Source organism: Stenotrophomonas sp. SMYL86, assembly GCF_036320025.1.
Taxonomy (GTDB): Bacteria; Pseudomonadota; Gammaproteobacteria; order Xanthomonadales; family Xanthomonadaceae; genus Stenotrophomonas; species Stenotrophomonas maltophilia_A.
Map to the genome: position 1 here is coordinate 128132 of NZ_JAWIRU010000003.1, position 22667 is coordinate 150798.

A 22667-nucleotide genomic window follows, 5' to 3' on the forward strand; every position below is an offset into this window, starting at 1 on the left:
CCATCCTGCAAGTGGGGTAGCCATGAGGATTGTCTTTGCCGGTACGCCGGAATTCGCGGTGTCGTCGCTGCGCGCGGCGGCGCGCCACCATGAGGTCGTGGCCGTCTACACCCAGCCTGATCGTCCGGCCGGCCGTGGCCGTGGCCTGGCGCCGTCGCCGGTCAAGCTTGAAGCCGTGGCCCGTGGCATTCCGGTCTACCAGCCCGAATCGCTGAAGGATGAAGCCGCCCAGCAGCAGCTGCGCGACCTGCAGCCGGACCTGATGGTGGTGGTGGCCTATGGCCTTATCCTGCCCAAGGCGGTGCTGGCCATTCCGACCCACGGTTGCTGGAACGTGCATGCCTCGCTGCTGCCGCGCTGGCGCGGTGCCGCGCCGATCCAGCGCGCGATCCAGGCCGGCGATGCAAAGACCGGCGTCTGCCTGATGCAGATGGAGGCCGGCCTGGATACCGGCCCGGTGCTGCTGCACCAGGAGCTGCCGATCGCGGCCACCGATACCGGTGGCCAGCTGCATGACAAGCTGGCGGAACTGGGCGCGCAGGTGCTGTCCGACGGCCTGGGCCTGCTGCGGGCCGGCATCAAGCCGATCGCGCGGCCGCAGCCGGAGCAGGGCGTGACCTACGCGCACAAGCTGGACAAGGCCGAGGCCCGTCTGGACTGGGCGCTGGATGCAGGGGCGCTGGCACGCACCGTGCGCGCCTTCAATCCGTGGCCGATCGCCGAGGCGACGCTGGCTGGCGAGCGGGTGCGCATCCATGGCGCGGTGGCGCTGGATGAGGCCCACGGCCAGGCGCCGGGCACGGTGCTGGCGGCCAGCCGCGATGGCATCGACATCGCCTGTGGCCAGGGCGCACTGCGCCTGCGTGTGCTGCAGCGGGAAGGTGGCAAGGCGATTACTGCGGCCGACTACCTCAACGCCCGCCGCGATCTGCGCGTGGGGGCATAAGCGGTGTCGAAGCAGAACGATTTCTCCGTCGCCAAGGCGGCGCCGGGCGCGGCCACGCGCATGCTGGCCGCACGTGTGCTGGCACAGGTGTTCACCCGTGGCCGTTCGCTGAAGGCCGAACTGGCCTGGGCGCTGCCGAAGCTGGCCGACAGCCGCGACCGTGCGCTGCTGGAAGCCCTGTGTTTCGCCGTCCTGCGCCGCCGCAGCACCTATGACGCGGCGCTGCAGTCGTGGATGCAGAAGCCGCTGTCGGCGCGTGATGCCGATCTGCGCACGCTGCTGATGGTCGGGTTCGCCCAGCTGGACGTGCTGGAGCTGCCGGCGCACGCGGCGCTGTCGGCCACCGTCGATGCCGCGCGTGCACTGGGCCGTGAGCGCCAGGCGGGCCTGGTCAATGCGATCCTGCGCCGCGCGCAGCGCGAAGGTTTCCCGGAGCAGCCAGCGCGCGATGCCTTCCCGGAATGGCTGGCCGATGCGGTGGAACGCGATTGGCCGGCACAGGCCGACGCGATCTTCAGCGCCAGCCTGCAACCGGCGCCACTGTGGCTGCGCGCCAACCGCCAGCAGGGCGGTCGTGACAAGGCACTGGCCGCGCTGGCCGAAGCCGGCATTGCCGCAGAAGCCAGTCCGCTCAGTGCCGACGCGTTGCGCCTGGCCTCTCCGGTTGCCGTGAATCAGCTGCCCGGCTTCGCCGACGGCGCGATCTCGGTGCAGGACCTGTCGGCGCAGTGTGCCGCCGATGCGCTGGCCCCGGTGGCCGGTGCCCGCGTGCTGGACGCTTGTGCGGCCCCCGGCGGCAAGTCGGCGCACCTGCTCGAGCGCGACCCCAGCCTGCGCCTGCTGGCGCTGGATATCGACGCGCGCCGCCTGGCCCGTGCACGCGATACCTACACCCGTACCGGCGTGGGCGAGCATGCGCAGACCCTGGCGGCAGATGCCAGTGATCCGGGCGCCTGGTGGGATGGCGTGCCGTTCGACGCGATCCTGCTTGATGCGCCGTGCTCGGCGACCGGCGTGATCCGCCGCCAGCCGGATGTGATGTTCCACCGTCGCGCCGAAGACATCGATGCACTGGTCGGCGTGCAGGCGCGCCTGCTGGAAGCCTGCTGGTCGATGCTGCGCCCGGGCGGCGTGCTGTTGTATGCCACCTGTTCGATCCTGCGCGCCGAGAACATCGATCAGGTGCGCGCGTTCCTGAAGTGGCATCCGGATGCCGTGGCGCAGCCGCTGGGCGATGCATTCGGCGTGGATTGCGAAGGGGTGGCGCGCCAGCGGCTGCCGGGTGAAAACGATGCTGACGGTTTCTTCTACGCGCGTCTGTTAAAAGCAGCCTGACCCCCGCTGCCGTTTCGAGTCCCATGCTGAAAGCCCACGCGTCGCGCCAGACGTGGTTGTTGGTGGTGATGGCCCTGCTGGTGCTGGGGGCCGGCCTGGGCCTCCGTGATCCGTGGCCCTCGGACGAGCCACGTTTCGCGCTGGTGGCCAGGCAGATGGTCGACAGTGGCTACTGGTTGTTCCCGCATCGCGGCCCCGAGCTCTATTCGGACAAGCCGCCGATGCTGATGTGGTTGCAGGCGGCGATGTACAGCCTGGTCGGCCACTGGCGGGTGGCGTTCCTGCTGCCCTCGCTGCTGGCCGCGCTGGGCACGCTGTGGTGCGTGGTCGATCTCGGCCGCCGCCTGTGGACGCGGCAGGTGGGGCTGTACGCGGGCTGGGCACTGCTGTTCGCGCTGCACTTCACCTTCCAGGCGAAGAAGGCGCAGATCGATCCGCTGGTGGTGCTGTTCATCACCCTGGCCAACTACGGCCTGCTGCGCCATCTGCTGTTGGGGCCGGCCTGGCGCTGGTGGTGGCTGGGCTGGTTCTTTGCCGGCATCGGTGTGATCACCAAGGGCGTAGGCGTGCTGGCGCTGATGATGATCGCGCCGGCGGCAGTCGCATCCGTGCTGCACTGGCCGCGGGTACGCCTGCACGTGCGCGACCTGCGTTTCTGGCTGGCACCGTTGGCCTTCCTGCTGGCGGTGTCGTTGTGGCTGGCGCCGATGCTGCTGGCAGGCTTCGCCACCGGTTCGGAGCCGTACCGCGCCTACATGGACGACATCCTGTTCCGGCAGACCGCGCGGCGCTATACGCAGTCCTGGGACCATCACCAGCCGTGGTGGTACTTCCTGGCGATCATGCCGTCGATGTGGATTCCCGCGTTTCTGCTGCTGCCCTGGGCGCTTCCGGCCTGGTTCCGGCGGCTGCGCCGGCGCGATGCGCGCTACCTGCTGCCGTTGGCCTGGTGGCTGCTGGTCGTGCTGTTCTTCTCGCTTCCGCACGGCAAGCGCGACGTCTACATCCTGCCGGCATTGCCGATGTTCTGCCTGGCGCTGGCGCCGTTGCTGCCCGGGCTGCTGAGGCGGCGCGATGTGCAGCGCGTGCTGGGCGCATTCACCGCGTTGCTGGCACTGGCGCTGGGGCTGGTCGGTGCGCTGGCGCTGCTGGGTGATCCGGATTTCGAAGTGCGCCTTACCCATGGCCGCGGGTTGCTTCCCGGTGCCACCGATGCGCTGGCCTGGGCGGCGCTGGCGATGGCGGTCTGGTCGGCCTTGAGCCTGTGGGTGTGCGGGCGCCAGCGTCGGCACGTTGCCCTGGTCTCTACCCTGGCAGGAGTCTGGGTGCTGTACAGCCTGGTCGGTTATCCGGTGTTGAACGACTCCAGCTCGGCCCGTGGCCTGATGCGTGAAGTGAGTGCACGCATCGGCCCGCAGGCCGAGCTGGGACTGGTGGCATGGAAAGAGCAGAACCTGCTGATGGCCGATCGCCCGGCGGCCACCTTTGGATTCGAAGCACGTTGGCATCAACAGCTGCAGGCGGCCGTGCGCTGGCAGCGGCTGGTTCCGCAGCAACGCTGGCTGCTGGTGAACGAGGATGCGATGCAGGCCTGCATCGATCGTGCGCGGGCCGAGATGGCCGGCATTTCCAATCGTCGCCGCTGGTGGCTGGTGCCTGCCGATGCGGTCGCCGGCGACTGCCGGCCGTCAGTGGCGGAACTCGAGCACGAGCGCCGCCTGCAGGGGCCCGGCATCACCGATTGAGCGTTCGGGGAGCGTGGCTCAGGTGTTGGCCAGGGCGGCGTGGTAGCTGGCCAGCGTGGCGTCGGCGAATGTCTGCAGGCCGAACTCCCGCTGTGCATGGCGGCGTGCTGCGCGGCCCTGTTCCGGCAGCGCATCGCGCTGTGCGTACAGCGCCTGTACCTGGGCGGCGATGGCGTCGATGTCGCGTGTGGCAACCACCCAGCCATCGACGCCTTGTTCGATGTTCTCCGGCAGGCCTGCGTAGTCGCTGACCAGCATCGGCTTGGCGCTGGCCATCATCTCGCGGCAGGCGAAGGAGATCGTCTCGACGTCATGGGACAGTACGAAACCAGCATCGCCGGCCGCGATCAGGACGCGGGTATCGGCCAGCAGGCCGGTGAAGTGCACCTGCGCGGCCACCTCGCCCAGCGCCTGCACCTGTTCGCGCTGCTGCGCGCTGGGCAGGTGGCCGGCCACGGCCATGTGCACATGCGGACGCACCGCATCGGGCAGCCGTGCGATGGCCCGGGCCAGGTCGATCCAGCCCTTGTAATCGTCGGTGCCGGCGTTGCTGACCAGCACCAGCGCCTGTGGATCCTGCGTCCATTGCTGGCGCAGCGCGCTGCCGGTGCCGGCCGGCTGCGGTGAGTAGCGCTCCAGGTCAACGCCATTGCGGACCACGTCGATCGGGCAGCGACGGTACGGGCCCTGTTCCAGCAGGCGCTTGGTGTCGGCCGAGACCGCGATCAGCCGATCGGTGGCCCAGCGTGCGCGCAGCGCATTGCCAAAGGTATTGGTGGGTTTGCTGTTGTGCTTGGTCAGCACGATCGGCGGGCGGCGCATGCCCAGCAGCCCCTGCATCACGAAGCGGTGGTCGCGTGCACCGTTGACATGGATCAGGTCGATGCCTTCATCGTGCACCAGCCTGCGCAGTGCGCGCTGTTCGGCCAGCTGCCGGGGCAGCGTTGGCAGGCCGCTGCCGAACGCAATCGGCAGTGTGCGGGCAATGCCTTCATCGGCCATGGTCCGCAGCAGGCGGCTGTCGGCCGGCGCGGCGACGTGGAGCGTGTGCTGGCCGTGCAGCGCACGCGCCAGCGAGACGATGTACGTGGTGTGGCCGCCACCGTCGCCGTAGTGGAAGTTGGTGTACAGGATTTTCATGGGGGGTCTTCAGGCAACGCCCACGCAGTGTGACACAGCGTGGTCAAGGCCGGTCCGCGGAAGGCGCCGGGTCGGCCACCGCCTGTCCATTGCCCAGCATCCACAGCATGATGGTCTTCTGCCGCACGTAGTTGGCGCGGACGTAGGCGTAGACCAGGCCGTGCCAGCCGTCGCGGAAGCCGCCACGGAACAGGAAGCCGCGCCAGAACCGCCAGGCCGGCGCCAGCACCAGCTTGCCCAGCGTGGCCCGCTTGCCGCGCGCGAACTCGTGCTCGGCCATCATCCGCGCGTACTTCTCGGTCTTGGCCAGCTGCTGCTGCAATGACCGGTACGGATAGTGGATCAGGTCGCCGCGCAGGGTGCCCACACTGCCGTCGACACTGGCCGCCTCGTGGATCTCGCGTTTGCCGCGCCAGCCGCCGCGGCGGCGGTCGAACAGGCGCATCACCCGGTCCGGGTAGGCATTGCCATGGCGCAGGAACTTCCCGAAGTACTCCGAGAGGCGAGCGAAGCGGTAGCCGGCCTGGCCGCCGAAGCCACCGTCGCGGGCCTGCTCGATGGCGGTGCGCAGCTCGGGGCTGATGCGCTCGTCGGCGTCCAGGCACAGCACCCAGTCGTGGCTGGCCTGCTCGACGCAGAACGCCTTCTGGCTGCGGAAGCCCTCGAACCGGCGCTGCAGCACGCGGGCACCGGCGGACTCGGCGATGGCTACGGTGGCATCGGTGGACTGCGAGTCCACCACCACGATCTCATCGCAGAAGGCCAGCGAGGCCAGGCAGTCGCCGATGCGCCCGGCCTCGTTGAACGCGATAATGCACGCCGAGATGCGAGGCCGTTCGATGGGAGCGGTCGTGGAGGACATGATGGTCGGGTACCTGTTGTTTGCGACGGAGCGCTATGCGCTGCCTATTCTCGCCCCGTTGGCGCAGGCCTTGCACGCGTCCGGGCAGGAGGTGGCGGCCTGGTTCGAGGACGGCGCGGCCGGCAGCAGCCTGCCGGGGGTGCCCAACGTGGGCCTGAAGCAGGCCCTGGCAATGCGTCCGCGGGCGGTGTTCAGCGCGGCCAACTGGGTGCCGACCTTCCTTTCGGGGGCGAAGGTGCAGCTGTTCCATGGCTTCAACGTGGAGAAGCGGGACAGTGCGCGCGGCCACTTCCGGGTGCGCGGCATGTTCGACCTGTACTGCACGCAGGGGCCGGCCACGACCGCACCGTTCCGCGAGATCGCCAGCCTGCAGGGCCACTTCGCCGTGGCCGAGACTGGCTGGCCGAAGCTGGACCCGCTGTTCCGCGATGACGGAGGCGAGAGTTCCGCGCTGCGCGCACCGGCCGGTGACCGCCCGGTGATCCTGTTCGGTTCCACCTTCACCGAGCGGCTCAGCGCGGCTCCGCACCTGCATGCGCAGATCGCCGCTGATATCGCCGCCGGTGACCACTACTGGCTGCTGACCCTGCACCCGAAGTGCCCACCGGAACTGTTCGAACGCTACCGCGCGCTGGCCGGTGCCAATGCCCGCTTCATCGAGCCGGAGCAGGTGATGGCCGCGCAGCGTGCCGCCGATGTGCTGGTGTCGGACACCTCATCGATCGTTTCGGAGTTCATCGTGCAGCACAAGCCGGTGGTGACCTTCCGCAACCGCGTGCCCAAGCCGCACATGATCGATTTCGACGATGCCACGCAGCTGCCGGCGATGCTGCAGCGCGCACTGCACCCGGACGCCGTGCTGCAGGCGGAAATCGTGCGCTACGCCGATGCCATCCACCCTTACCGCGATGGCCGCTCCAGTGAACGGGTGATCGCGGCCACCGAGGATTTCCTGTCTGGTGAAATGGGTGCGTTGCGGCGCAAGCCATTCGGCAGCTGGGTGCGCGATCTGCAGATCCGCAAGGACCTGGGGTATTGGGGCCCGTCGCAGCGCTGATGCCTCGCTGACCCCGTTCGCGGTAGTGCCGGCCGCTGGCCGGCAACCTCGGGAATGGCGACAGTTGCCGGCCGGCGATCGGCACGACCTGTAGTGCTTACCAGCGCAGCTTGCGCCGCGCCAGCGCCGCGGCCAGTTGATCCAACACCTGTTGGGCCTGTGCCTGCGGCAGATGATGCAGCGTCAGCGCCACATCACCATGCGCGCCGGCGGTATCCAGCTGCAGGCTGCTGGTGCCCAGCAGTTTGTCCAGCGGCGAGCGTTGCAGGCGCAGGCCCTGCACCTTGTCCAGCTCGGCCCAGCGCCACCAGCGCTTCCACCAGCCGCCGCGCACCGCCACATAGTGTTCGTCCAGGTACCAGCCCATGCGTGCCATCTGCCGGTGCGCGACCAGCAGCGCCACCGGTAGCCACGCCAGCACCAGCAGGCCCCATGGGCCCCAGCGCCAGTACGCGGCCGCAGCCAGCAGCGGCACCAGCACCAGTGCGCCGAGGCACAGCCGCCACCAGCCGCGCTGCGGAATGGACTGCCATTGCAGCGGAGGCCACTGCAGCTGCGGCAGCAGGTGCTGCACCAGCTGCTCACAACGTGTACTGGACGCCAGCGGCGCGAGTTCGCGCAGGGCGCGGTCCTCATCGCGCGCGGGGCCACCGGCGGCACTGTCGATGCGCAGCTGACGCAGCCCGAACCAGCGCTGCAAAGTACCTTCGCGCAGCGTCCAGGCCTGGATGCGCCGGCGCGCCACGCTGCTGCGGGTGCGGCTGAGCAGACCGGCCGATACGGTCAGGCGTCGGTCCTGCTCGCTGAGGGTGAAGCCGTGGTAGCGCAGCAGCGTCAGCACCACCGACAGCACGCGCAGCGCAAGCCAGCCCAGCAGCAGCGCGGCAGCCAGCAGCAGAAACGCACCGGTCACGCCGGGGTGCAGATGGCTGGCGTAGCCAAAGGCTTCGCGTCCACCGCGCTGGAGGGCATCGTCCATCACCGGCCGTGGCACGGTCTGGAACAGCACGCCGAACGCGGCGATCGCCAGCGCCCAGCCGCGGTTGGAGAGCAGGCCCATGCGTACCACGTCCCAACTCGACAGGCGCAGCAGTACCTGCTCGTTCTCAGTCGCGGTGCTGGCAACCGGGTCGGGCTCGGTGATGCCGGCGGCCTGCGGCGCCTGCCCGCGCTGGCGGACCAGCCGTTCCAGCGCCAGCGCCTGGTCCAGCTTCAGCACCCGCATCTCCGCTTCCGGGCGCACGCCACCGGCCGATTCCAGGCGCAGCTCGGCCACACCAAACAGGCGGTGCAGCGGGTTCTGCCGCACCTCCACGTTGTGGATGCGCGCGAACGGAATCTCGCGCCGGTTGCGCGCGAGCAGACCGCTACGCACGGTGATCGCATCACTGCCGATACGGTAGCGGTAGCTGAGGTACTGCAGCACCGACACCAGTACCAGTGCGGCGATTGCCGTCAGCGGAATCAGCTGCGCCCACATCGGGTCGCGGTCGCCGCGCTGGCCGAACACCAGCAGTGCGACCAGCGGCAGGAAGTAATGGCGCAACTGCATCAACAGTACGAACAACCACGACCACGGATGCAGGCGGTCGTCCTCGCCACCGGCGGGCAGTGCTGCAGGCAGAGGCGGTGGCAGGCTCACAGGGCGTCGGCGTCCTGGTCGAGCTGGTGGGACAGGGTATCGCGCAGGCGCTCGGCATCCGCCTCGTCCAGGCCGCTGACGGTCACCGCGCTCATGCGGGTGCCGGCGGTGTGCACGATCAGCGTGGCCAGGCCGGCACGGCGTTCCAGCGGGCCGCGGCGCAGGTCCAGGTGCTGCACGCGCGAAATGGGGATGCGCGTTTCCAGCTGCCACATCAGGTCGCGGCGCAGGCCCAGCCCTTGGGCATCCAGCCGCCAGCGGGTGCGGGTCAAGCGCCGGCGGCCGAGCCAGGCGCCGAAGACGATGCCGATCAGCAGCCCAAGGGCGGCCGTCCACAGGCCGCCGGGCAGGTCGAAGAACCACGCGGCTGCGGCCAGCGGCAGGCCCGGCACAAACAGGCCGCCGAAGGCACCTTCCAGTGCGGCCAGCCGCGCGGCGCGGCGCGGCAGCGACTGCCAGGCATCGGTGGTCGGAGCAGTAAGGGGAACGTCGGTCACGCGGGCTCCGTCAGGTGGCAGGGCGGGCGGTGGCGGCCGTGGCCGCACCGCGCAGACGGTAGCAGGTCGGCTGCGTTACTGGGCAGCCTGGATCAGCGCGTCCACATCCAGCATGTGGCCGGCACGATCGGCCTTGGTGCGCAGGTAGTGCTCGTTCTCGGCGGTGATCTCGCCGGTGACCGGAATGCAGTCCAGCACCTCGATGCCAGCGTTGCGCAGGCGCTGCGCCTTGGTCGGGTTGTTGCTGAGCAGGGCCACGCGCGAAATGCCCAGGCCGCGCAGCATCGCCACCGCGCTGCCGTAGCGGCGCTCGTCGGCACCGAAGCCCAGCTGCGCATCGGCATCGATGGTGTCCAGGCCGTCGTGCTGGTAGCCATAGGCGCGCATCTTGGCTGCGATGCCGGTGCCGCGGCCTTCCTGGTCCAGGTACAGCAGCACGCCGCCGCCCAGTTCCTTCAGCTTGCGCAGGCCGCGCCGCAGCTGGTCGCCGCAGTCGCACTTGAGCGAGCCGAACAGGTCACCGGTCAGGCACGAGGAGTGCACGCGCACCGGCACCACCGCCGACAGATCCGGTTCGCCGACGATGATCGCGACCTGGTCACGCTGGGCGACGCCACCACGGAACACCGCGAACGTGGTCATGCCGACATCGCGCAGCGGTACCGGCGAACGCGCCACCAGTTCGTAGTCATGCGCGGCATGTGCTGCGCCCTCGGCCAGGTCGCACAGCGCAACCTCGGCCGCGCCATCGAAGGTGCGGTCTTCGGCGTCCAGGCGCACCGCCACCATCGCCGGCAGCAACAGGCCGAGGCGGGCCAGTTCCACCGCGCCTGCATCGAAGGCGTCACCGGCGCTCCAGCCGTCCGGCATCGGGCCCGGTTCACGCAGGTAGCCCAACGAGGGCAGGGCATCGAAGGCAACACCGGCCAGCGGCAGGCGCGCACCCTGCGGGGCCTCCACGCCAAGCACGCGGGCGCGGGTGGCGGTCAGGAACAGGTAATGGCGCTCGCGGGCGGCATTGGCGAAGGCAGCGAAGCTGCTGGCCGTGGCGCTGTCCAGCGCGATCACCGCCAGGCGCTGGCCCTGGCCATCGTGGAGCAGCACCGGGCGACCGGCACGCAGTTCGGCCACCGCGCGCTCGCAGCGGATCGCGGCCGGATCGCCGAACAGGGAAGAAGCAGCAGACATGGCAGGACCGGGGGAGTCGGACATCGCAGTCTCTATGGGGGCGCCGGCGTCGTATTCAACGTGGTGCGGCCGCCGGTCGCAGGGGCCGGATGGGCCTGGGTGCGGCGGCCGTCAGTGCGGATGCTCTTCGGTCGCGTACGGGTCTTCCTCGCCGCTGCCCGGTGGCCGCAGCGTATAGCGCTTGTAGGTCCACTGGTACTGCGCCGGATCGCGGCGGGCAATGCGCTCGATGCCGGCATTGAGCGCGGTGGCGGCCACCTGCGGGTCGGGGTCGGCCACGGCGGGGTCGGTCGGTTCGATGTGCAGGGCGAATTCCATGTCCGGGCCGATGCGCTCGCACCAGCCATACAGCACGGTGGCGCCGGTGCGCTCGGCCAGCCGGTTGACCAGGGTCATGGTCAGCGCCTGCACGCCGAAGAACGGCACGAACACGCCATCGCCGGCCTTGGGCTGCTGGTCGGGCAGGATGCCGGTGGCACCGCCGTCCTTGAGCACCTTGAACAGCTGGCGCACGGCCGGGCCTTCGGCGCGCACCTGCTGTACGTTCTGGCCGCCCCGCACCAGCTGCAGGAAGGCATCGCTGGCCTCGTCCTCCGGTGGCTTGTAGACGATGGCGATCTGCCCGCGCGAGGCCAGCCACTGGTTCAGCAGCTCCCAGTTGCCGAAGTGAGGTGCGGCCACGATCACGCCCTTGCCGCTGGCCAGGGCCGCGTCGTACAGGGCCTCGCCGTGGCGCTGCTTCAGGTGCAGGCGCAGGTTGTCGGCCGGCGCCTGGCTCCACAGGCGCAGGGTCTCGATGGCCTGCAGGGCGGTGGAGCGCAGCAGCTCCCGGTGCAGGCGGTCGCGCGTGGCGCGGTCCAGGTCCGGGTAGGCCAGCTCCAGGTTGCGTCGGGTGACGCGGCTCTCACGGGCGTTGAGACTGATCCAGGTCCAGGACAGGGCACGGGCGATTCCCCGCAGCAGCGGCCAGGGCAGGCGGGCGAACAGGGTGGTGGCGCGGTAGACCAGCCGGGCTTTGCGTTGCGGATTCATCTGCGCCAGTTTAGCCAAGGGCGCTGCTATCGTGGCCGGCCCCGTTCATTGGAGCCCACGATGCTCGTCCTTATCCAGCGTGTCAGCCAGGCTGCCGTCCACGTCGATGACGAAGCGGTCGGCCAGATTGGTCCGGGCCTGCTGGCGCTGGTGGGCATGGAACCGGGCGATACCGAGGCCCAGCTGCGGCGCATGGCCGAGCGCCTGCTGGGCTACCGGGTGTTCGCCGACGAGGCCGGGAAGATGAACCGGTCGCTGCGCGACACCGGCGGCGGCCTGCTGCTGGTCAGCCAGTTCACCCTGGCGGCCGATACCCGTTCGGGCATGCGGCCCAGCTTCACCAGCGCCGCACCGCCGGACGAGGCTGAACGCGGGTTCAATCGATTTGTCGAGATCTGTCGTGAAAATCACGCGCCAGGGGTGGAAACGGGCCGATTTGGTGCCCATATGGTCGTCAGCCTGGTCAATGACGGTCCCGTGACCTTCCTTCTCAGGCCCTGAGCCTGCGGGACCACCGCCCGGCAGGCGGGGCCCCGGGCTGGTATAATGCTACGTTCCCTATTTCTCCCTAGCCGGTGGCGCGAGCACTACATGGCCAACGAACGTCCTGCCCAATCCGAAATCAAGCAACTGATCAGCAAGGGCCTGGAACAGGGCTACCTGACCTACGCCGAAGTCAATGACCATCTGCCGGACGACATGGTCGACCCGGAACAGATCGAAGACATCATCGGCATGATCAACGGCATGGGCATCGATGTCCATGAAGTTGCGCCGGATGTGGAAACCCTGCTTCTCAACGATGGCAACACCGGTAACCGCGAAGTCGATGACACCGCGGCCGAAGAAGCTGCCGCCGCGCTGAGCGCGCTCGACACCGAAGGTGGCCGTACCACCGACCCGGTGCGCATGTACATGCGCGAAATGGGCACCGTCGAGCTGCTGACCCGCGAAGGCGAAATCGCCATTGCCAAGCGCATCGAGGAAGGCCTTTCGCAGGTCCAGGCCGCCCTGGGCCAGTTCCCGGTCTCGGTCGAGTCGCTGCTGACCGACTACGAAGCCCACAAGGAAGGCAAGAAGCGCCTGGCCGAAGTGATCGTTGGCTTCAACGACCTGGCCGACGAAGAGCCGGCGCCGCCGGCGGCTGCTGCCGATGACAGCAGCGATGCCGACGCCGAAGGCGACGAGGACGAGGACGATGATGTCGAGGGTGGCGAGGAAGAAGCCGCACCGACCGGTCCGGATCCGGAGGAAGTCGCTGCGCGCATGCAGGCGCTGAGCGATGCCTTCAACGCCTTCAAGAAGGCGGCGACCAAGGGCGACAAGAAGAACCTGCCGCGCCTGCGCGAAGAGATGTCGGCGGTGTTCGTCACCCTGAAGCTGCCGCTGCCGCTGACCGATGTGCTGACCAAGCAGCTGCGCGACACCATGGCGTCGATCAAGGCCCATGAGCGCCGCGTGCTGAATCTGGCGACCGTCACCGCCCGCATGCCGCGCAAGGACTTCATCCGTTCCTGGGAAGGCAACCAGACCAATCTGGAATGGGTGGAAGATGCGCTGAAGCGCAAGCAGAAGTGGTCTTCGGCCCTGCGCGAAGTAAAGGACCAGATCATCGCCGAACAGCAGGCGACGATCGACATCGAGAAGCTGACCCAGCTGGACCTGGAAGAGCTGAAGGAAATCAGCCGTGCCATGGCCTACGGTGAAGCCAAGGCGCGCAAGGCCAAGAAGGAAATGGTCGAGGCCAACCTGCGCCTGGTGATCTCGATCGCCAAGAAGTACACCAACCGCGGCCTGCAGTTCCTCGACCTGATCCAGGAAGGCAACATCGGCCTGATGAAGGCCGTGGACAAGTTCGAGTACCGCCGCGGTTACAAGTTCTCGACCTACGCCACCTGGTGGATCCGCCAGGCGATCACCCGCTCGATCGCCGACCAGGCGCGCACCATCCGTATTCCGGTGCACATGATCGAGACGATCAACAAGTTGAACCGCATTTCCCGCCAGATGCTCCAGCAGTACGGCCGCGAGGCTACGCCGGAGGAGCTGGCCAAGGAAATGGACATGCCGGAAGACAAGATCCGCAAGGTGATGAAGATCGCCAAGGAGCCGATCTCGATGGAAACCCCGATCGGCGACGACGAGGATTCCCATCTGGGCGACTTCATCGAGGACACCAACGTGGAGTCCCCGATCGAGAACACCACCAACATCAATCTGTCTGAAACCGTGCGCGACGTGCTGGCCGGCCTCACCCCGAGGGAAGCCAAGGTGCTGCGCATGCGCTTCGGTATCGACATGAACACCGACCACACCCTTGAGGAAGTCGGCAAGCAGTTCGACGTGACCCGCGAGCGCATCCGCCAGATCGAAGCGAAGGCCCTGCGCAAGCTGCGTCACCCGAGCCGCTCGGAGCAACTGCGCAGCTTCCTGGATATCGATTGATTTCCAGCGGCTGTTGAAGCCTTGAGAGAAACCCCGCTTCGGCGGGGTTTTTCTTTGCCCACCATATCCCTGTAAAGCCGAGCCTTTGCTCGACTGAGGCTTATGATTACGTAACAAGTAATGTAACGGAAGGCCCGCGTCGAAGCTGGCTATTCGTGAATATGTCCATTATTTTCAAGCTCATAGGTGCACAGCCGCGCTTGCAGTCCCGCTTTTTTGATGCTAATTACGTAACAAATTTCGTATTACGTAATGCACATGCCACGCGCTCAACGCCCACAGGTACTGGATCTGATCGCTCAGCTGGCCCCCGGCCAGCCGCTACCTGCCGCGGCGCTGGCCGAGCGTCTGGGGGTGGACCGGATGGCGCTCAGCCGGCTGGTGGCCGCCAGTGGCCCGCAGGTGGTGCGCATGGGCAGCACCCGGGCAACCGCCTATGCACTGCGGCGGCCCACCCGGGCCGGCAGCGAATGGCCGCTGTACCGGCTGCGTGAAGATGCGACGCTGGAGGAGCTGGGGCGGGTAATTGCGCTGGTAGGAGGCGGCTTCCACGTCGATGCCGGGCCTGACTGCCCGAACCTGCGACGCGCGCCCGAAGGTGACGTTGCCGCCTTCTTTCCTGACTTGCCGTGGTACCTGGATGACCTGCGACCGCAGGGATTTCTTGGTCGCAGCTTCGCCCATGGCCGTGCGCAGGCGCTCGGCCTGCCGAAGGACCTCAAGAGCTGGCAACCGGACGATGTGTTGATGGCCCTGGTAACCGCTGGCGGGACTGAAGCGGGCGATCTGCTGCTCGGTACCGCCGCCGTGGAGGCGGCGATGGAGACGTTGCAGGTGCCGATCGATCGGGTTGCGGCCGACGATCGTCTTGCACAGTATCGCGAGCGTGCGCGTGCTGCGCTGGACGGAGAGGACGTGGGCTCCTCGCCGGGTGGCGAGCAACCCAAGTTCACCGCCACCGTAGAGGACTACGGCAGGCGCCGCTCGGTCCTGGTCAAGTTCGCGCAGCCCGATGAAGGCGCCGCCGCCCAGCGCTGGAGCGATCTGCTGGTCTGCGAACATCTGGCGCTTGAGGCCCTGCGCGAGTCCGGACAAGCCGCGGCGTCCAGCGAACTGCTGCAGTCGCCCACGCACACCTTCCTGGAAATCGAGCGCTTCGACCGCACGCCCGATCTGCTGGGGCGGCGAGGCCTGGTCTCGCTGCTGTCGCTATCGTCTGCGTTCACCGGCGAGGTCACCCCAGCGTGGCCGGTTGCAGGCGCCGAACTGCGTGATCAAGGCTGGCTGACGGCCGACACCGTGCAGGCGATGGGTCGACGCCATGCGTTCGGGCGGCTGATCGGCAACAGCGACATGCACCACGGCAACATCGCCTTCCACTTCATTGATCGCGGCCCGCTGCCGCTGGCGCCGGTCTACGACATGCTGCCGATGTCGCTGGCGCCGTCAAAGCTGGGCGTGTTGCGCGCGGACGAGCCGCTGTCGCCGGTCGCGCCGCTGGGCAGTGGTGATCTGCAGCATCTGCGCTGGGCGGCACCGGTGGCTGAAGCATTCTGGCAGTGCGTGGCTGTTGACGGGCGGATCCAGTCGCCGGCAATGCGGTCGTTGGCGGGGGCGAACGCCGAGCGGGTGCGGGAGATGGGCGCGCGGTTTGGGTGAGCCAGCTGTTGCGCAAGCCTGGGCGCGTGGCGTTGCGCAGCGATGGCTGAGGGTTTTTCAGTGTGTCTTGGCGCCGGCGGGTAGCCGGTTGAGCGCAGGCTCCACTACACTGTAAAGCTGCGCAGGGCCTATAGCTCAACGGTTAGAGCAGGGGACTCATAATCCCTTGGTTCCAGGTTCGAATCCTGGTGGGCCCACCAACCCAGCATGCATGAACGGCTGCTGGTCTGCCTTCAAGGCAACATCTGATCCACACGCAAGGATCGAACATGCCCGACACCCGCGCCCCGGTGGAAGACTTCACCACTGAAATCGAAGACAGCCGGCATCTGTTCGCCTGGTGCCTGGTGCGCTACGGCCAGATTCCCGAAGCGCTGGCAATCGAACAGGCACGCGAACGCTATCCGGACCAGGCCGCCGGCCACGAATACGAGCACGAACTGCTCTTCCACGACGAGCCCTGGCATTGGGCGATGCTGCATGTGCTGGGCGAAGGGTACTGGCACCAGAACCCGGAACTGTTGCAGCCGTCGCTGGAGTACGACACCGAATTGGACGCGCTGTGCCTGGCGCGCGGCGAGCCGATTCCCTTGCTGGATGAGGATGAGTATCTCGGTGCGCTTGCGCACGCGCGCCATATGCATGCGTGGACGTTGATCCATCAGGCAGGGATTGCCGAAGAGCAGGCACAGCGGCAGGCGCTTGAGTACTACGCGTACTTTCCGCCGCATCATCGCTGGCGCATGTGCGTCCACGATGCGCGCGCTGCATGGGTCGACGTGATGAGCGTACTGCACATCAATGACTACTGGAGCCGGCCCGAACTGCAGAGGCCGCCTGAGGCGTACTGGCGCGCGTCACGTGCATTCGCCCTGGCACAGGGGCTCCAGCTGCCGGAAACTCCGCCTCCCTCATGAGAGGGCGCTGCAAGGGTGGCATGATGCGGCTTCCGCCGATCCGTACGACAAGGAGCCCGCATGAAGCGCAGTGCCCGTATGTTCGTCGCCCTGACTACCCTTGCGGCACTGCCTGCCGCTGCCGAGCCGTCCGACTCACCCAAGCGCCCGTCGGTTGACACCCTGCAACGCCTGATCGTCGACAAGGCACCGCAGACGCGCGTAGCAACACCGGACCACGAGCGCATCACCGCACGGCGCATCGATATCGTCGATGACACGGGGGTGATCCGCATGACGCTGTCCGGAAAGACACCGGCACCGATCATCGATGGCCTGCAGTACAAGCGCGCCTTCAATGTGGCCGGCATGGTGCTGTACGACGACCAAGGCAGCGAACGCGGTGGCTTCGGCACCGCCGATGTCGACGGCGGCATGGCGGTGCTTGCGCTGGACCATCCGGCGATGGATGCGATCGGCTGGCGGGTATCACCCGATGGTGCGGTGAGTTTTTCGATCAACCAGGCGCCGAAACTGATCCGTGAGCCTGCATTGGGCAACAAGCTGATTCCTGGGGTGCAAGCACCGACCCGCATCGGTCTGGTGGTCGGGCCTGACGGCACGCCGGCCATTGCCTTGAACGACAAGGCAGACCGCACGCGACTGCGGCTGACTGTCACTGCGGAAGGCTACGGCGCGATCGAGTTCCTCGATGCGCAGGGCAAGGTGATCCACGCATTGGCGCCGGAGGCTGAACTTCGGCGCTAGCACGTGCGGGTCGCCGATCGGCGCTTACCCGCGCCGCCCCCTGCCATCAATGCTGTACCGCCCGGCCCCGGTGCAGGCCAGCAGCAGGAAGCCACCGGCCAGCCCCAGGTTCTTCAGGAACATGATCTGTTGGGTCTGGTCGGCGAAGTTGTGATGGAAGATGAAAGCGGTGACCAGGCTGAAACCCACCAGCACGATCGACACCAGCCGGGTCTGGAAGCCAAGCAGGATGCACAGTCCGCTGCCGATCTCGAAGGCGATGGTCGGCCAGAGCAGGATGCCGGGCACGCCCATCGCTTCCATGTAGCCCTGGGTGCCGCTGAGATCACCGAGCTTGCCCAGGCCGGAGATGAGGAACAGCGCCATCAGCAGGATGCGTGCGAGCAGGTAAGCGAGCGAATGGGATGAGTGGCTCACGTCGGTGTCCTCGGAGATGGCCGGCGAAGGCGATCGGAGCCCACCGGCAGTGAAGCCCGTGTCTACGCCAAGGGCAAGGCGCCTTGACAGCTGGCCGTCCGCAGGAGACCTTTCTCCCATGACGATTGATATTGAATCGCTCAGCCTTCGGGAGCTGGGCGCCTTGGTGGTTGCCGCTGAACAGCGGAAACAGCTGATATCCAGCCGCCGTCCGGCCAGTGCGGTACGGCGGATGTTGAAGGCCGCAGCAGCAGAAGCGGGGTATACCCTCGAAGAGCTGTTCGGCGGAGAGGTGAACGAAGAGGCCGCTCCCCGCCGGAAACCGGCACGGCGCAGAACCGGGAAAGTGGCTGCCAAGTACCGTGACCCGGAGTACAAGCGCCTGACCTGGTCCGGCCGCGGGCGCATGCCGCGCTGGCTGGCGTCCAAGGTGCAGAAGGGCCACAAGGTGACCGACTTCCTGATTCCTGGCCTGGCCCGGCCGACGGCGCGCAAGAGCAGCCCGATCGGCAAGCGCACGGTTTTCAAGAAGGATTGAACCTGCCGCGCTGCTACCCTGCCGGGGTCTTTGAACGAAGGAGCGCGCGATGGCACACGATGGCAGCATGACGATCTCACCCAGAGTCCTCTACATCGCGGCAGGCGCGGCGGTGCTGGTCAGCCTGCTGGCCTGGGCGGTGGAATGGAGTGGGATGGCCTATGTCTGCCCGTACTGCCGCGTGCAGCGCACGGTCATCGGCGTGCTGGGCGTGCTGATGCTGTTTGCACGACCGGGCGGCCTCATCGTGCCCTGGTTGTCGTACACCGCAGGCGGCTTCGCGTTCGTGGTCGCGGCGATGCAGCACTTCAACGGCTGGAAGCGTATTTCCGCCGGAGATTTCAGCTTCAACGCGCAGTGGTATATCGACCCGTGGCTGCTGTCAGGTTGCGCGATGCTGATCCTGGTGGCGCAGCTGATGCTGGTGCAGACCGCATGTCGGCGCAGTCTGCACTGAGGCTTGCCCACGGGCGTAGCGTCAGGCGTTCTGGAACACCGCCAGCTGCGCAGCAAACGCACGCTGGTAGGCGGGGCGCTGCGTTGCACGGCCCACATAGGCCACCACCTGCGGGTACTCATCGAGGAAGCCGCTGCTCTTCAGGCGCAGCAGCACCGAAACCATCATCAGGTCGCCGGCACTGAACTCGCCCTCCAGCCACAACGCCGATCCCAACCAGGCGGACAGCTGTGACAGCCGCATACGCACGCGCTCATCGAGCATCGGCAGACGCTGCGCATACCAGGGCTGCTCGCGCTCCAGCACCCAGGCCATCGAGCGCTCGACGATGGGCGGCTCCACCGTATTCAATGCAGCGAACACCCACATGATCGCGCGCATGCGTGCATCTGGATCAGCAGGAAGCAGGCCGGCATGCTGCTCGGCCAGGTACAGCACGATCGCGCCGGATTCGAACAGGACCTGGCCGCCGTCCTGCCAGGTGGGGATCTGCCCGAAGGGGTTGCGGGCCAGGTGCGCGGGCTGCTTCAGCTCGGCAAAGCCGAGCAGCTGCACGTTGTAGGGCACGGCCAGCTCCTCCAGCGCCCAGCGTACGCGCATGTCACGGGCCAGGCCCTGGCCGCGGTCCGGGGAAGTGGCGAAGGCGGTGAGGATCGGGCACATCGTGGCACTCCTGCAGGTCGAAGGGCCTGCCTTTCCTGTTCCGACGAACCACGGGGCGGGAAATCGACACCCTTCCCGGGACGGCGGGCGATACACTGCCCGCCACCCATCACACCTGTGCCTCCTCATGTGGCAGCGCCGCACTTCCCTGGCCGAACTGCAGCAGCAACGCGATGTGCTGCAGGCTGAGATGGATGCGGACGCCCAGCGATGGGTCTCACAGCTTCCGCCGGATGATCTCGTGGCAGCGCTGATGCCGCAGGCGCGCCGGCTTCAGGAGCTCAATCAGCTGATCCTGCGGGCTACACCGCCGCGTGAGCTGATGAAGCGCCTGAAGGCGCTTGAGCGACAGCTGCTCGAACCCGGTACACAGAACGCAGGCGTGCGGAGGGGACTGGAAGATGAACTGCGCGATCTGCACCTCTATTTCAGCAATCCCCGCCGTCGCCCATTGACGGCAAAGGTCATTCTCATCCTGTTTTCCTGCGTTCTGGCCGCCTTGTTCCTGCCGAGGCTGCTTGTGGACCTGCTGATCGCTCTCTAGGCCGCCCTCACCCCGCCCGATGCAGCTTCCGGTACTGATCCGGCGTGCACTGCGCGTGTCGCTTGAACATCTCAGCGAAGGCGCTGACGCCGGAATAGCCCAGCTCCTCGGCGATCCGGCTGATCGGCCGGCGGGTGCACAGCGCCTCGGTGGCGCGCACGAACTTCACCCGTCCACGCCAGTCGCCGAGCGACATGCCCAGCTCGCTGCGTGCCATGCGCTCCAGCTTGCGCACGCTCATGTGGTGGCGCTGCGCGATTTCGGCAACCGATTCGGCCATCGACAGGTGTTTCTCCATGTACGCCATCACCTGCTTCAGCGCATCGCTGCTGGCGATCGGCAGGAAGCTGGGCAGTACGGCCGCATTGACGATCTGGTCGATCACCACGGCGGCCATGCGCCGCTGGGCCGGGGTCTGCGGATCGGTCACGCCCTGCCGTGCCAGTTCGTGCAGCAGCTCGCGCAGCAGCGGGCTGACTTCCAGTGCACGGCAGCGATCAGGCAAGCGGCGTGACAAGGCCGGCGACAGATAGGCCGAGCGGTAGGCCAGCTGCGAGCGGTTGCGCGAGTAGTGGGCCATTCCCGGTGGAATCCAGATCGCGTAGTGCGGCGGGGACACCATCCACTCGCCGTCGATCTTCATCTCCATCACACCCTGCGCGACGAAGTTGAACTGGCCCCACGGATGGCTGTGCGTCCCCCAGTCCGTGGGCTCCATCGCACCCTGCCGGAAGTAGATCGGACCGGGCAGCTGGCGGAAGGTGGGGATTGGCTCCATCGGTTGCCGCAAGCCGGGGTCGGTGTGGCGCATTTTCGGGATGTCCTCGATATGCGCCAAGCGTACGCTGGGCAATCCCCCACGTACACCCGCGTTCCGTGAACTATCTTTTCCCGATCCTCGCCTGCCTGCTGTGGGGCGCGAACACCATCGTTACCAAGCTTGCTTCGGGCTCGGTCGGTCCCATCGACATCGGCTTCTTCCGCTGGCTGGTCGCGGCGGTGGTCCTGCTGCCGTTGGCGCTGCCACGTCTGCGCGAAAACCTGCCGACCGTGCGCGCCAATCTCGGGCGCTTCCTGGCGCTGGGCTGCCTGGGTGGGGTGATGTACCAGTGCCTGGCCTACTATGCGGCGCACTTCACCTCGGCCACCAACATGGGGGTGATCCAGGCGCTGATTCCGTTGATCGCGCTGGCGCTGTCGCGCGTGTTCATGGGCCATCCGGTGCGAGGCACTTCCATTCTTGGCGCGGTGATCTCCACCGTCGGCGTGGTGGCGGTGGTCTCGCAGGGCGACCTGGCACGGCTGGCGGCGCAGGGCCTGAACCGAGGAGACGCGATCATGCTGATCGGCGCATTGGCCTTCGCCGCCTACAACGTGCTGATGCAGCGCTGGAAGATTCCGCTGTCGGTGCTGGAGTCGCTGTTCCTGCAGGCCACCGCTGCATCGCTGATCCTGTTGCCGGTACAGCTGCTGGTCGGCACCGGGGTGAACAACCTCACGGCGGTCGGCTGCATCGGCTTCGCCGCCGTGTGCGCTTCGATCCTGGCGCCGCTGACCTGGATGACCGGACTGTCACGCCTGGGCGCTGCGCGCGTCTCTGGCTTCTTCAACCTGGTGCCGATCGTGACCGCCGCGCTGGCTGTACTGCTGCTGGGAGAATCGCTCAGTGGCTGGGTACTGGGCGGTGGCCTGCTGGCGGTGTCCGGCGTGGTGTTCGCTGAGTACAGCGCCAGGCGCGCCGCCGCAGTGCCGAGCGAGCAGCCCGCATAGGGCTTCGGTCATGCGGGATACGTGTCTCCGCTCAGCGCCTGTTCCACCCGCTGTTGCAGCGCGTCTGCATCATGGCCGCGTTTGCCCTGCAGGCTGAGATACAGCGAAAGCGGGTCCACCACATCGCCAATACTGGTGAATGCCGGCGGATAGGCCCAGATCTGCAGCCGTGCGCTCTGAAGGCAGTCCGGGCCGGGCATGGGAAGTGCGCCCAGCAACCGCCACGCATCGATGTGCAGTGCGCGGGTGCCACCGATCGGGGGCGGTGACGTTTCAGCAAGCGCATCGAGGCCGGCCGTCGGCGCCGGATGCCCCGCATCGCGGAGTGCCTCGGCGGTCGGGCCCCAGCAGACATCCACTTCCTTCAGGATGGGGGAACGCAGGAACGGCTGTGCCCTGGCCCAGACCTCGTCGCGGTTGCCGGCCAGCTTCAGGAAGCGCTCGCGGCCCCCGGTGGAGCGTTCAACCAGGCCGCGACCGACCAGTTCGGCAGACAGGCGCGACGCCGTCATCGAGGTGTAGCCGGCGACGGCACTGATCTCGCGCGGCGACCACCAGCGCGACTGGCCGCTCAGCAGCACGTGGATCAGTACGGCCTGCGCCGAAGGCAGCAGCGAGATGGCTTTCTTCTCATGATCGGGGTCGTCGCGGAACTCAATGGCCAGGCTCGGCGCGAACAACTGGGTGTGCGGGACCACGAAGTCGATGTGGTTCTCGACCAGGAAGCGGCGCTGGGTCGGCGTGAGATAGGGCGAGACGTACAGCACCAGTGCATTCGCTGCAGAGCGCAGGCAGCGCACATCCTGGATCACGCGGGTGCTGGACTCGCCCGGCTCGCGGGCCACGGCGAGCATGGCGGGGGTTTCCCCGTACAGCATCAGCCCGGCGAGGTGGTAGCGCGATGCCATCGCGTGGGGAATGGCATGCAATGAAGCAAGTGGATGCACTGCCGAGGCGAGCCCGGGAAGAATCCTGCGCAGGTACCGCTGCGCGTCAGCGACCAGGTCGGTCAGGCCGGTGCGAACTGCCGTCGTCATCTCGTACTTCCCTTGCGGCGGCATGTCCG

At 67.4% G+C, this 22667-nt stretch carries 23 protein-coding genes and 1 tRNA gene; 14 read left to right on the top strand and 10 right to left on the bottom strand.

Translation table 11 applies throughout. The features are described 5' to 3' along the window. Positions 1 to 22 precede the first annotated feature (22 nt). The 3 genes from fmt to V3B64_RS05405 are packed head-to-tail and all read left to right on the top strand — an operon-like array spanning position 23 to position 4026. A complete protein-coding gene (gene fmt, locus V3B64_RS05395; RefSeq protein ID WP_032128555.1) occupies positions 23 to 946 on the top strand; it encodes a methionyl-tRNA formyltransferase in 924 nt (307 codons plus the stop codon). A gap of 3 nt (positions 947 to 949) precedes the next feature. Beyond that, a complete protein-coding gene (gene rsmB, locus V3B64_RS05400) occupies positions 950 to 2281 on the top strand; it encodes a 16S rRNA (cytosine(967)-C(5))-methyltransferase RsmB (protein ID WP_329913770.1) in 1332 nt (443 codons plus the stop codon). 23 nt (positions 2282 to 2304) lie between these two features. Further along, a complete protein-coding gene (locus V3B64_RS05405) occupies positions 2305 to 4026 on the top strand; it encodes a glycosyltransferase family 39 protein (RefSeq protein WP_329913771.1) in 1722 nt (573 codons plus the stop codon). Between the two features lie 18 nt (positions 4027 to 4044). Here the strand turns inward: V3B64_RS05405 and V3B64_RS05410 are convergent, their stop codons facing one another. Together V3B64_RS05410 and V3B64_RS05415 are read right to left on the bottom strand one after the other, a co-directional pair. Further along, the gene (locus V3B64_RS05410) at positions 4045 to 5166 is read right to left on the bottom strand and encodes a glycosyltransferase family 4 protein (RefSeq protein WP_107433228.1); all 1122 of its coding nucleotides are present in this window, start codon (positions 5164 to 5166) and stop codon (positions 4045 to 4047) included. A 43-nt stretch (positions 5167 to 5209) separates the two neighbouring features. Continuing rightward, positions 5210 to 6028, bottom strand: a complete 819-nt coding sequence (locus tag V3B64_RS05415; protein ID WP_049401006.1) for a glycosyltransferase family 2 protein — start codon at positions 6026 to 6028, stop codon at positions 5210 to 5212. Between V3B64_RS05415 and V3B64_RS05420 the strand changes: the two genes are divergently transcribed. Further along, positions 6027 to 7085 carry a CDP-glycerol glycerophosphotransferase family protein gene (locus tag V3B64_RS05420; protein WP_329913772.1) on the top strand — a complete coding sequence of 353 codons (1059 nt, stop codon included), beginning with the start codon at positions 6027 to 6029 and terminating at the stop codon, positions 7083 to 7085. The genes V3B64_RS05415 and V3B64_RS05420 overlap by 2 nt on opposite strands. A gap of 97 nt (positions 7086 to 7182) precedes the next feature. Here the strand turns inward: V3B64_RS05420 and V3B64_RS05425 are convergent, their stop codons facing one another. The 4 genes from V3B64_RS05425 to V3B64_RS05440 form a co-directional block, all read right to left on the bottom strand. Then, positions 7183 to 8727 (bottom strand): PH domain-containing protein, encoded by a 1545-nt coding sequence (locus V3B64_RS05425; RefSeq protein WP_329913773.1) that lies wholly within the window; start codon positions 8725 to 8727, stop codon positions 7183 to 7185. Next, on the bottom strand, positions 8724 to 9224 hold the full coding sequence (locus V3B64_RS05430) for a PH domain-containing protein (protein ID WP_032128561.1): 501 nt from the start codon (positions 9222 to 9224) through the stop codon (positions 8724 to 8726). Before V3B64_RS05430 ends, V3B64_RS05425 begins: the two co-directional genes overlap by 4 nt. A 75-nt stretch (positions 9225 to 9299) precedes the next feature. Next, complete coding sequence (gene ribA, locus V3B64_RS05435) at positions 9300 to 10436, bottom strand: GTP cyclohydrolase II RibA (protein WP_049401010.1); 1137 nt, start codon at positions 10434 to 10436, stop codon at positions 9300 to 9302. A gap of 87 nt (positions 10437 to 10523) precedes the next feature. Continuing rightward, entirely contained in the window at positions 10524 to 11444 is a 921-nt protein-coding gene (locus tag V3B64_RS05440) for a lauroyl acyltransferase (RefSeq protein ID WP_032128563.1), read from the bottom strand. A gap of 60 nt (positions 11445 to 11504) precedes the next feature. Between V3B64_RS05440 and dtd the strand changes: the two genes are divergently transcribed. The 6 genes from dtd to V3B64_RS05470 all read left to right on the top strand — a co-directional run bounded on the left by dtd (position 11505) and on the right by V3B64_RS05470 (position 17212). Beyond that, positions 11505 to 11945, top strand: coding sequence for a D-aminoacyl-tRNA deacylase (gene dtd / locus V3B64_RS05445; protein WP_049401012.1), 441 nt, complete (start codon positions 11505 to 11507; stop codon positions 11943 to 11945). 90 nt (positions 11946 to 12035) lie between these two features. Further along, positions 12036 to 13889 carry an RNA polymerase sigma factor RpoD gene (gene rpoD / locus V3B64_RS05450; protein ID WP_014038623.1) on the top strand — a complete coding sequence of 618 codons (1854 nt, stop codon included), beginning with the start codon at positions 12036 to 12038 and terminating at the stop codon, positions 13887 to 13889. A gap of 258 nt (positions 13890 to 14147) precedes the next feature. After that, complete coding sequence (yjjJ, locus tag V3B64_RS05455; protein WP_285303466.1) at positions 14148 to 15548, top strand: type II toxin-antitoxin system HipA family toxin YjjJ; 1401 nt, start codon at positions 14148 to 14150, stop codon at positions 15546 to 15548. A gap of 124 nt (positions 15549 to 15672) precedes the next feature. After that, positions 15673 to 15748 (top strand) — tRNA-Ile (locus V3B64_RS05460). Positions 15749 to 15817: 69 nt separating this feature from the next. Further along, positions 15818 to 16465: a hypothetical protein gene (locus V3B64_RS05465; protein ID WP_329913774.1), complete on the top strand. Its 648-nt coding sequence runs from the start codon at positions 15818 to 15820 to the stop codon at positions 16463 to 16465. Positions 16466 to 16525: 60 nt separating this feature from the next. Next, positions 16526 to 17212 (top strand): hypothetical protein, encoded by a 687-nt coding sequence (locus V3B64_RS05470; protein ID WP_329913775.1) that lies wholly within the window; start codon positions 16526 to 16528, stop codon positions 17210 to 17212. Between the two features lie 24 nt (positions 17213 to 17236). Here V3B64_RS05470 and V3B64_RS05475 read toward each other — a convergent pair whose 3' ends face one another. Beyond that, positions 17237 to 17629: a DoxX family protein gene (locus tag V3B64_RS05475; RefSeq protein WP_121504312.1), complete on the bottom strand. Its 393-nt coding sequence runs from the start codon at positions 17627 to 17629 to the stop codon at positions 17237 to 17239. A 118-nt stretch (positions 17630 to 17747) separates the two neighbouring features. On the opposite strand from V3B64_RS05475, the gene V3B64_RS05480 reads away from it, so the two are divergent. Together V3B64_RS05480 and V3B64_RS05485 are read left to right on the top strand one after the other, a co-directional pair. Continuing rightward, entirely contained in the window at positions 17748 to 18167 is a 420-nt protein-coding gene (locus tag V3B64_RS05480; protein WP_049423730.1) for an H-NS histone family protein, read from the top strand. Between the two features lie 49 nt (positions 18168 to 18216). Continuing rightward, the gene (locus V3B64_RS05485; RefSeq protein WP_329913776.1) at positions 18217 to 18624 is read left to right on the top strand and encodes a hypothetical protein; all 408 of its coding nucleotides are present in this window, start codon (positions 18217 to 18219) and stop codon (positions 18622 to 18624) included. Positions 18625 to 18645: 21 nt separating this feature from the next. On the opposite strand, the gene V3B64_RS05490 is transcribed toward V3B64_RS05485, so the two are convergent. Continuing rightward, complete coding sequence (locus tag V3B64_RS05490; protein WP_329913777.1) at positions 18646 to 19287, bottom strand: glutathione S-transferase family protein; 642 nt, start codon at positions 19285 to 19287, stop codon at positions 18646 to 18648. A gap of 127 nt (positions 19288 to 19414) precedes the next feature. Here V3B64_RS05490 and V3B64_RS05495 point away from each other — a divergent pair, with 127 nt between their 5' ends. Further along, positions 19415 to 19831, top strand: coding sequence for a hypothetical protein (locus V3B64_RS05495; RefSeq protein WP_329913778.1), 417 nt, complete (start codon positions 19415 to 19417; stop codon positions 19829 to 19831). A gap of 7 nt (positions 19832 to 19838) precedes the next feature. Here V3B64_RS05495 and V3B64_RS05500 read toward each other — a convergent pair whose 3' ends face one another. Next, positions 19839 to 20642 carry a helix-turn-helix transcriptional regulator gene (locus V3B64_RS05500; protein WP_329913779.1) on the bottom strand — a complete coding sequence of 268 codons (804 nt, stop codon included), beginning with the start codon at positions 20640 to 20642 and terminating at the stop codon, positions 19839 to 19841. 65 nt (positions 20643 to 20707) lie between these two features. Between V3B64_RS05500 and V3B64_RS05505 the strand changes: the two genes are divergently transcribed. Beyond that, positions 20708 to 21601 carry a DMT family transporter gene (locus V3B64_RS05505; RefSeq protein ID WP_329913780.1) on the top strand — a complete coding sequence of 298 codons (894 nt, stop codon included), beginning with the start codon at positions 20708 to 20710 and terminating at the stop codon, positions 21599 to 21601. 8 nt (positions 21602 to 21609) lie between these two features. Here V3B64_RS05505 and V3B64_RS05510 read toward each other — a convergent pair whose 3' ends face one another. Further along, positions 21610 to 22638, bottom strand: coding sequence for a hypothetical protein (locus V3B64_RS05510; protein ID WP_049462006.1), 1029 nt, complete (start codon positions 22636 to 22638; stop codon positions 21610 to 21612). Positions 22639 to 22667 lie beyond the last annotated feature (29 nt).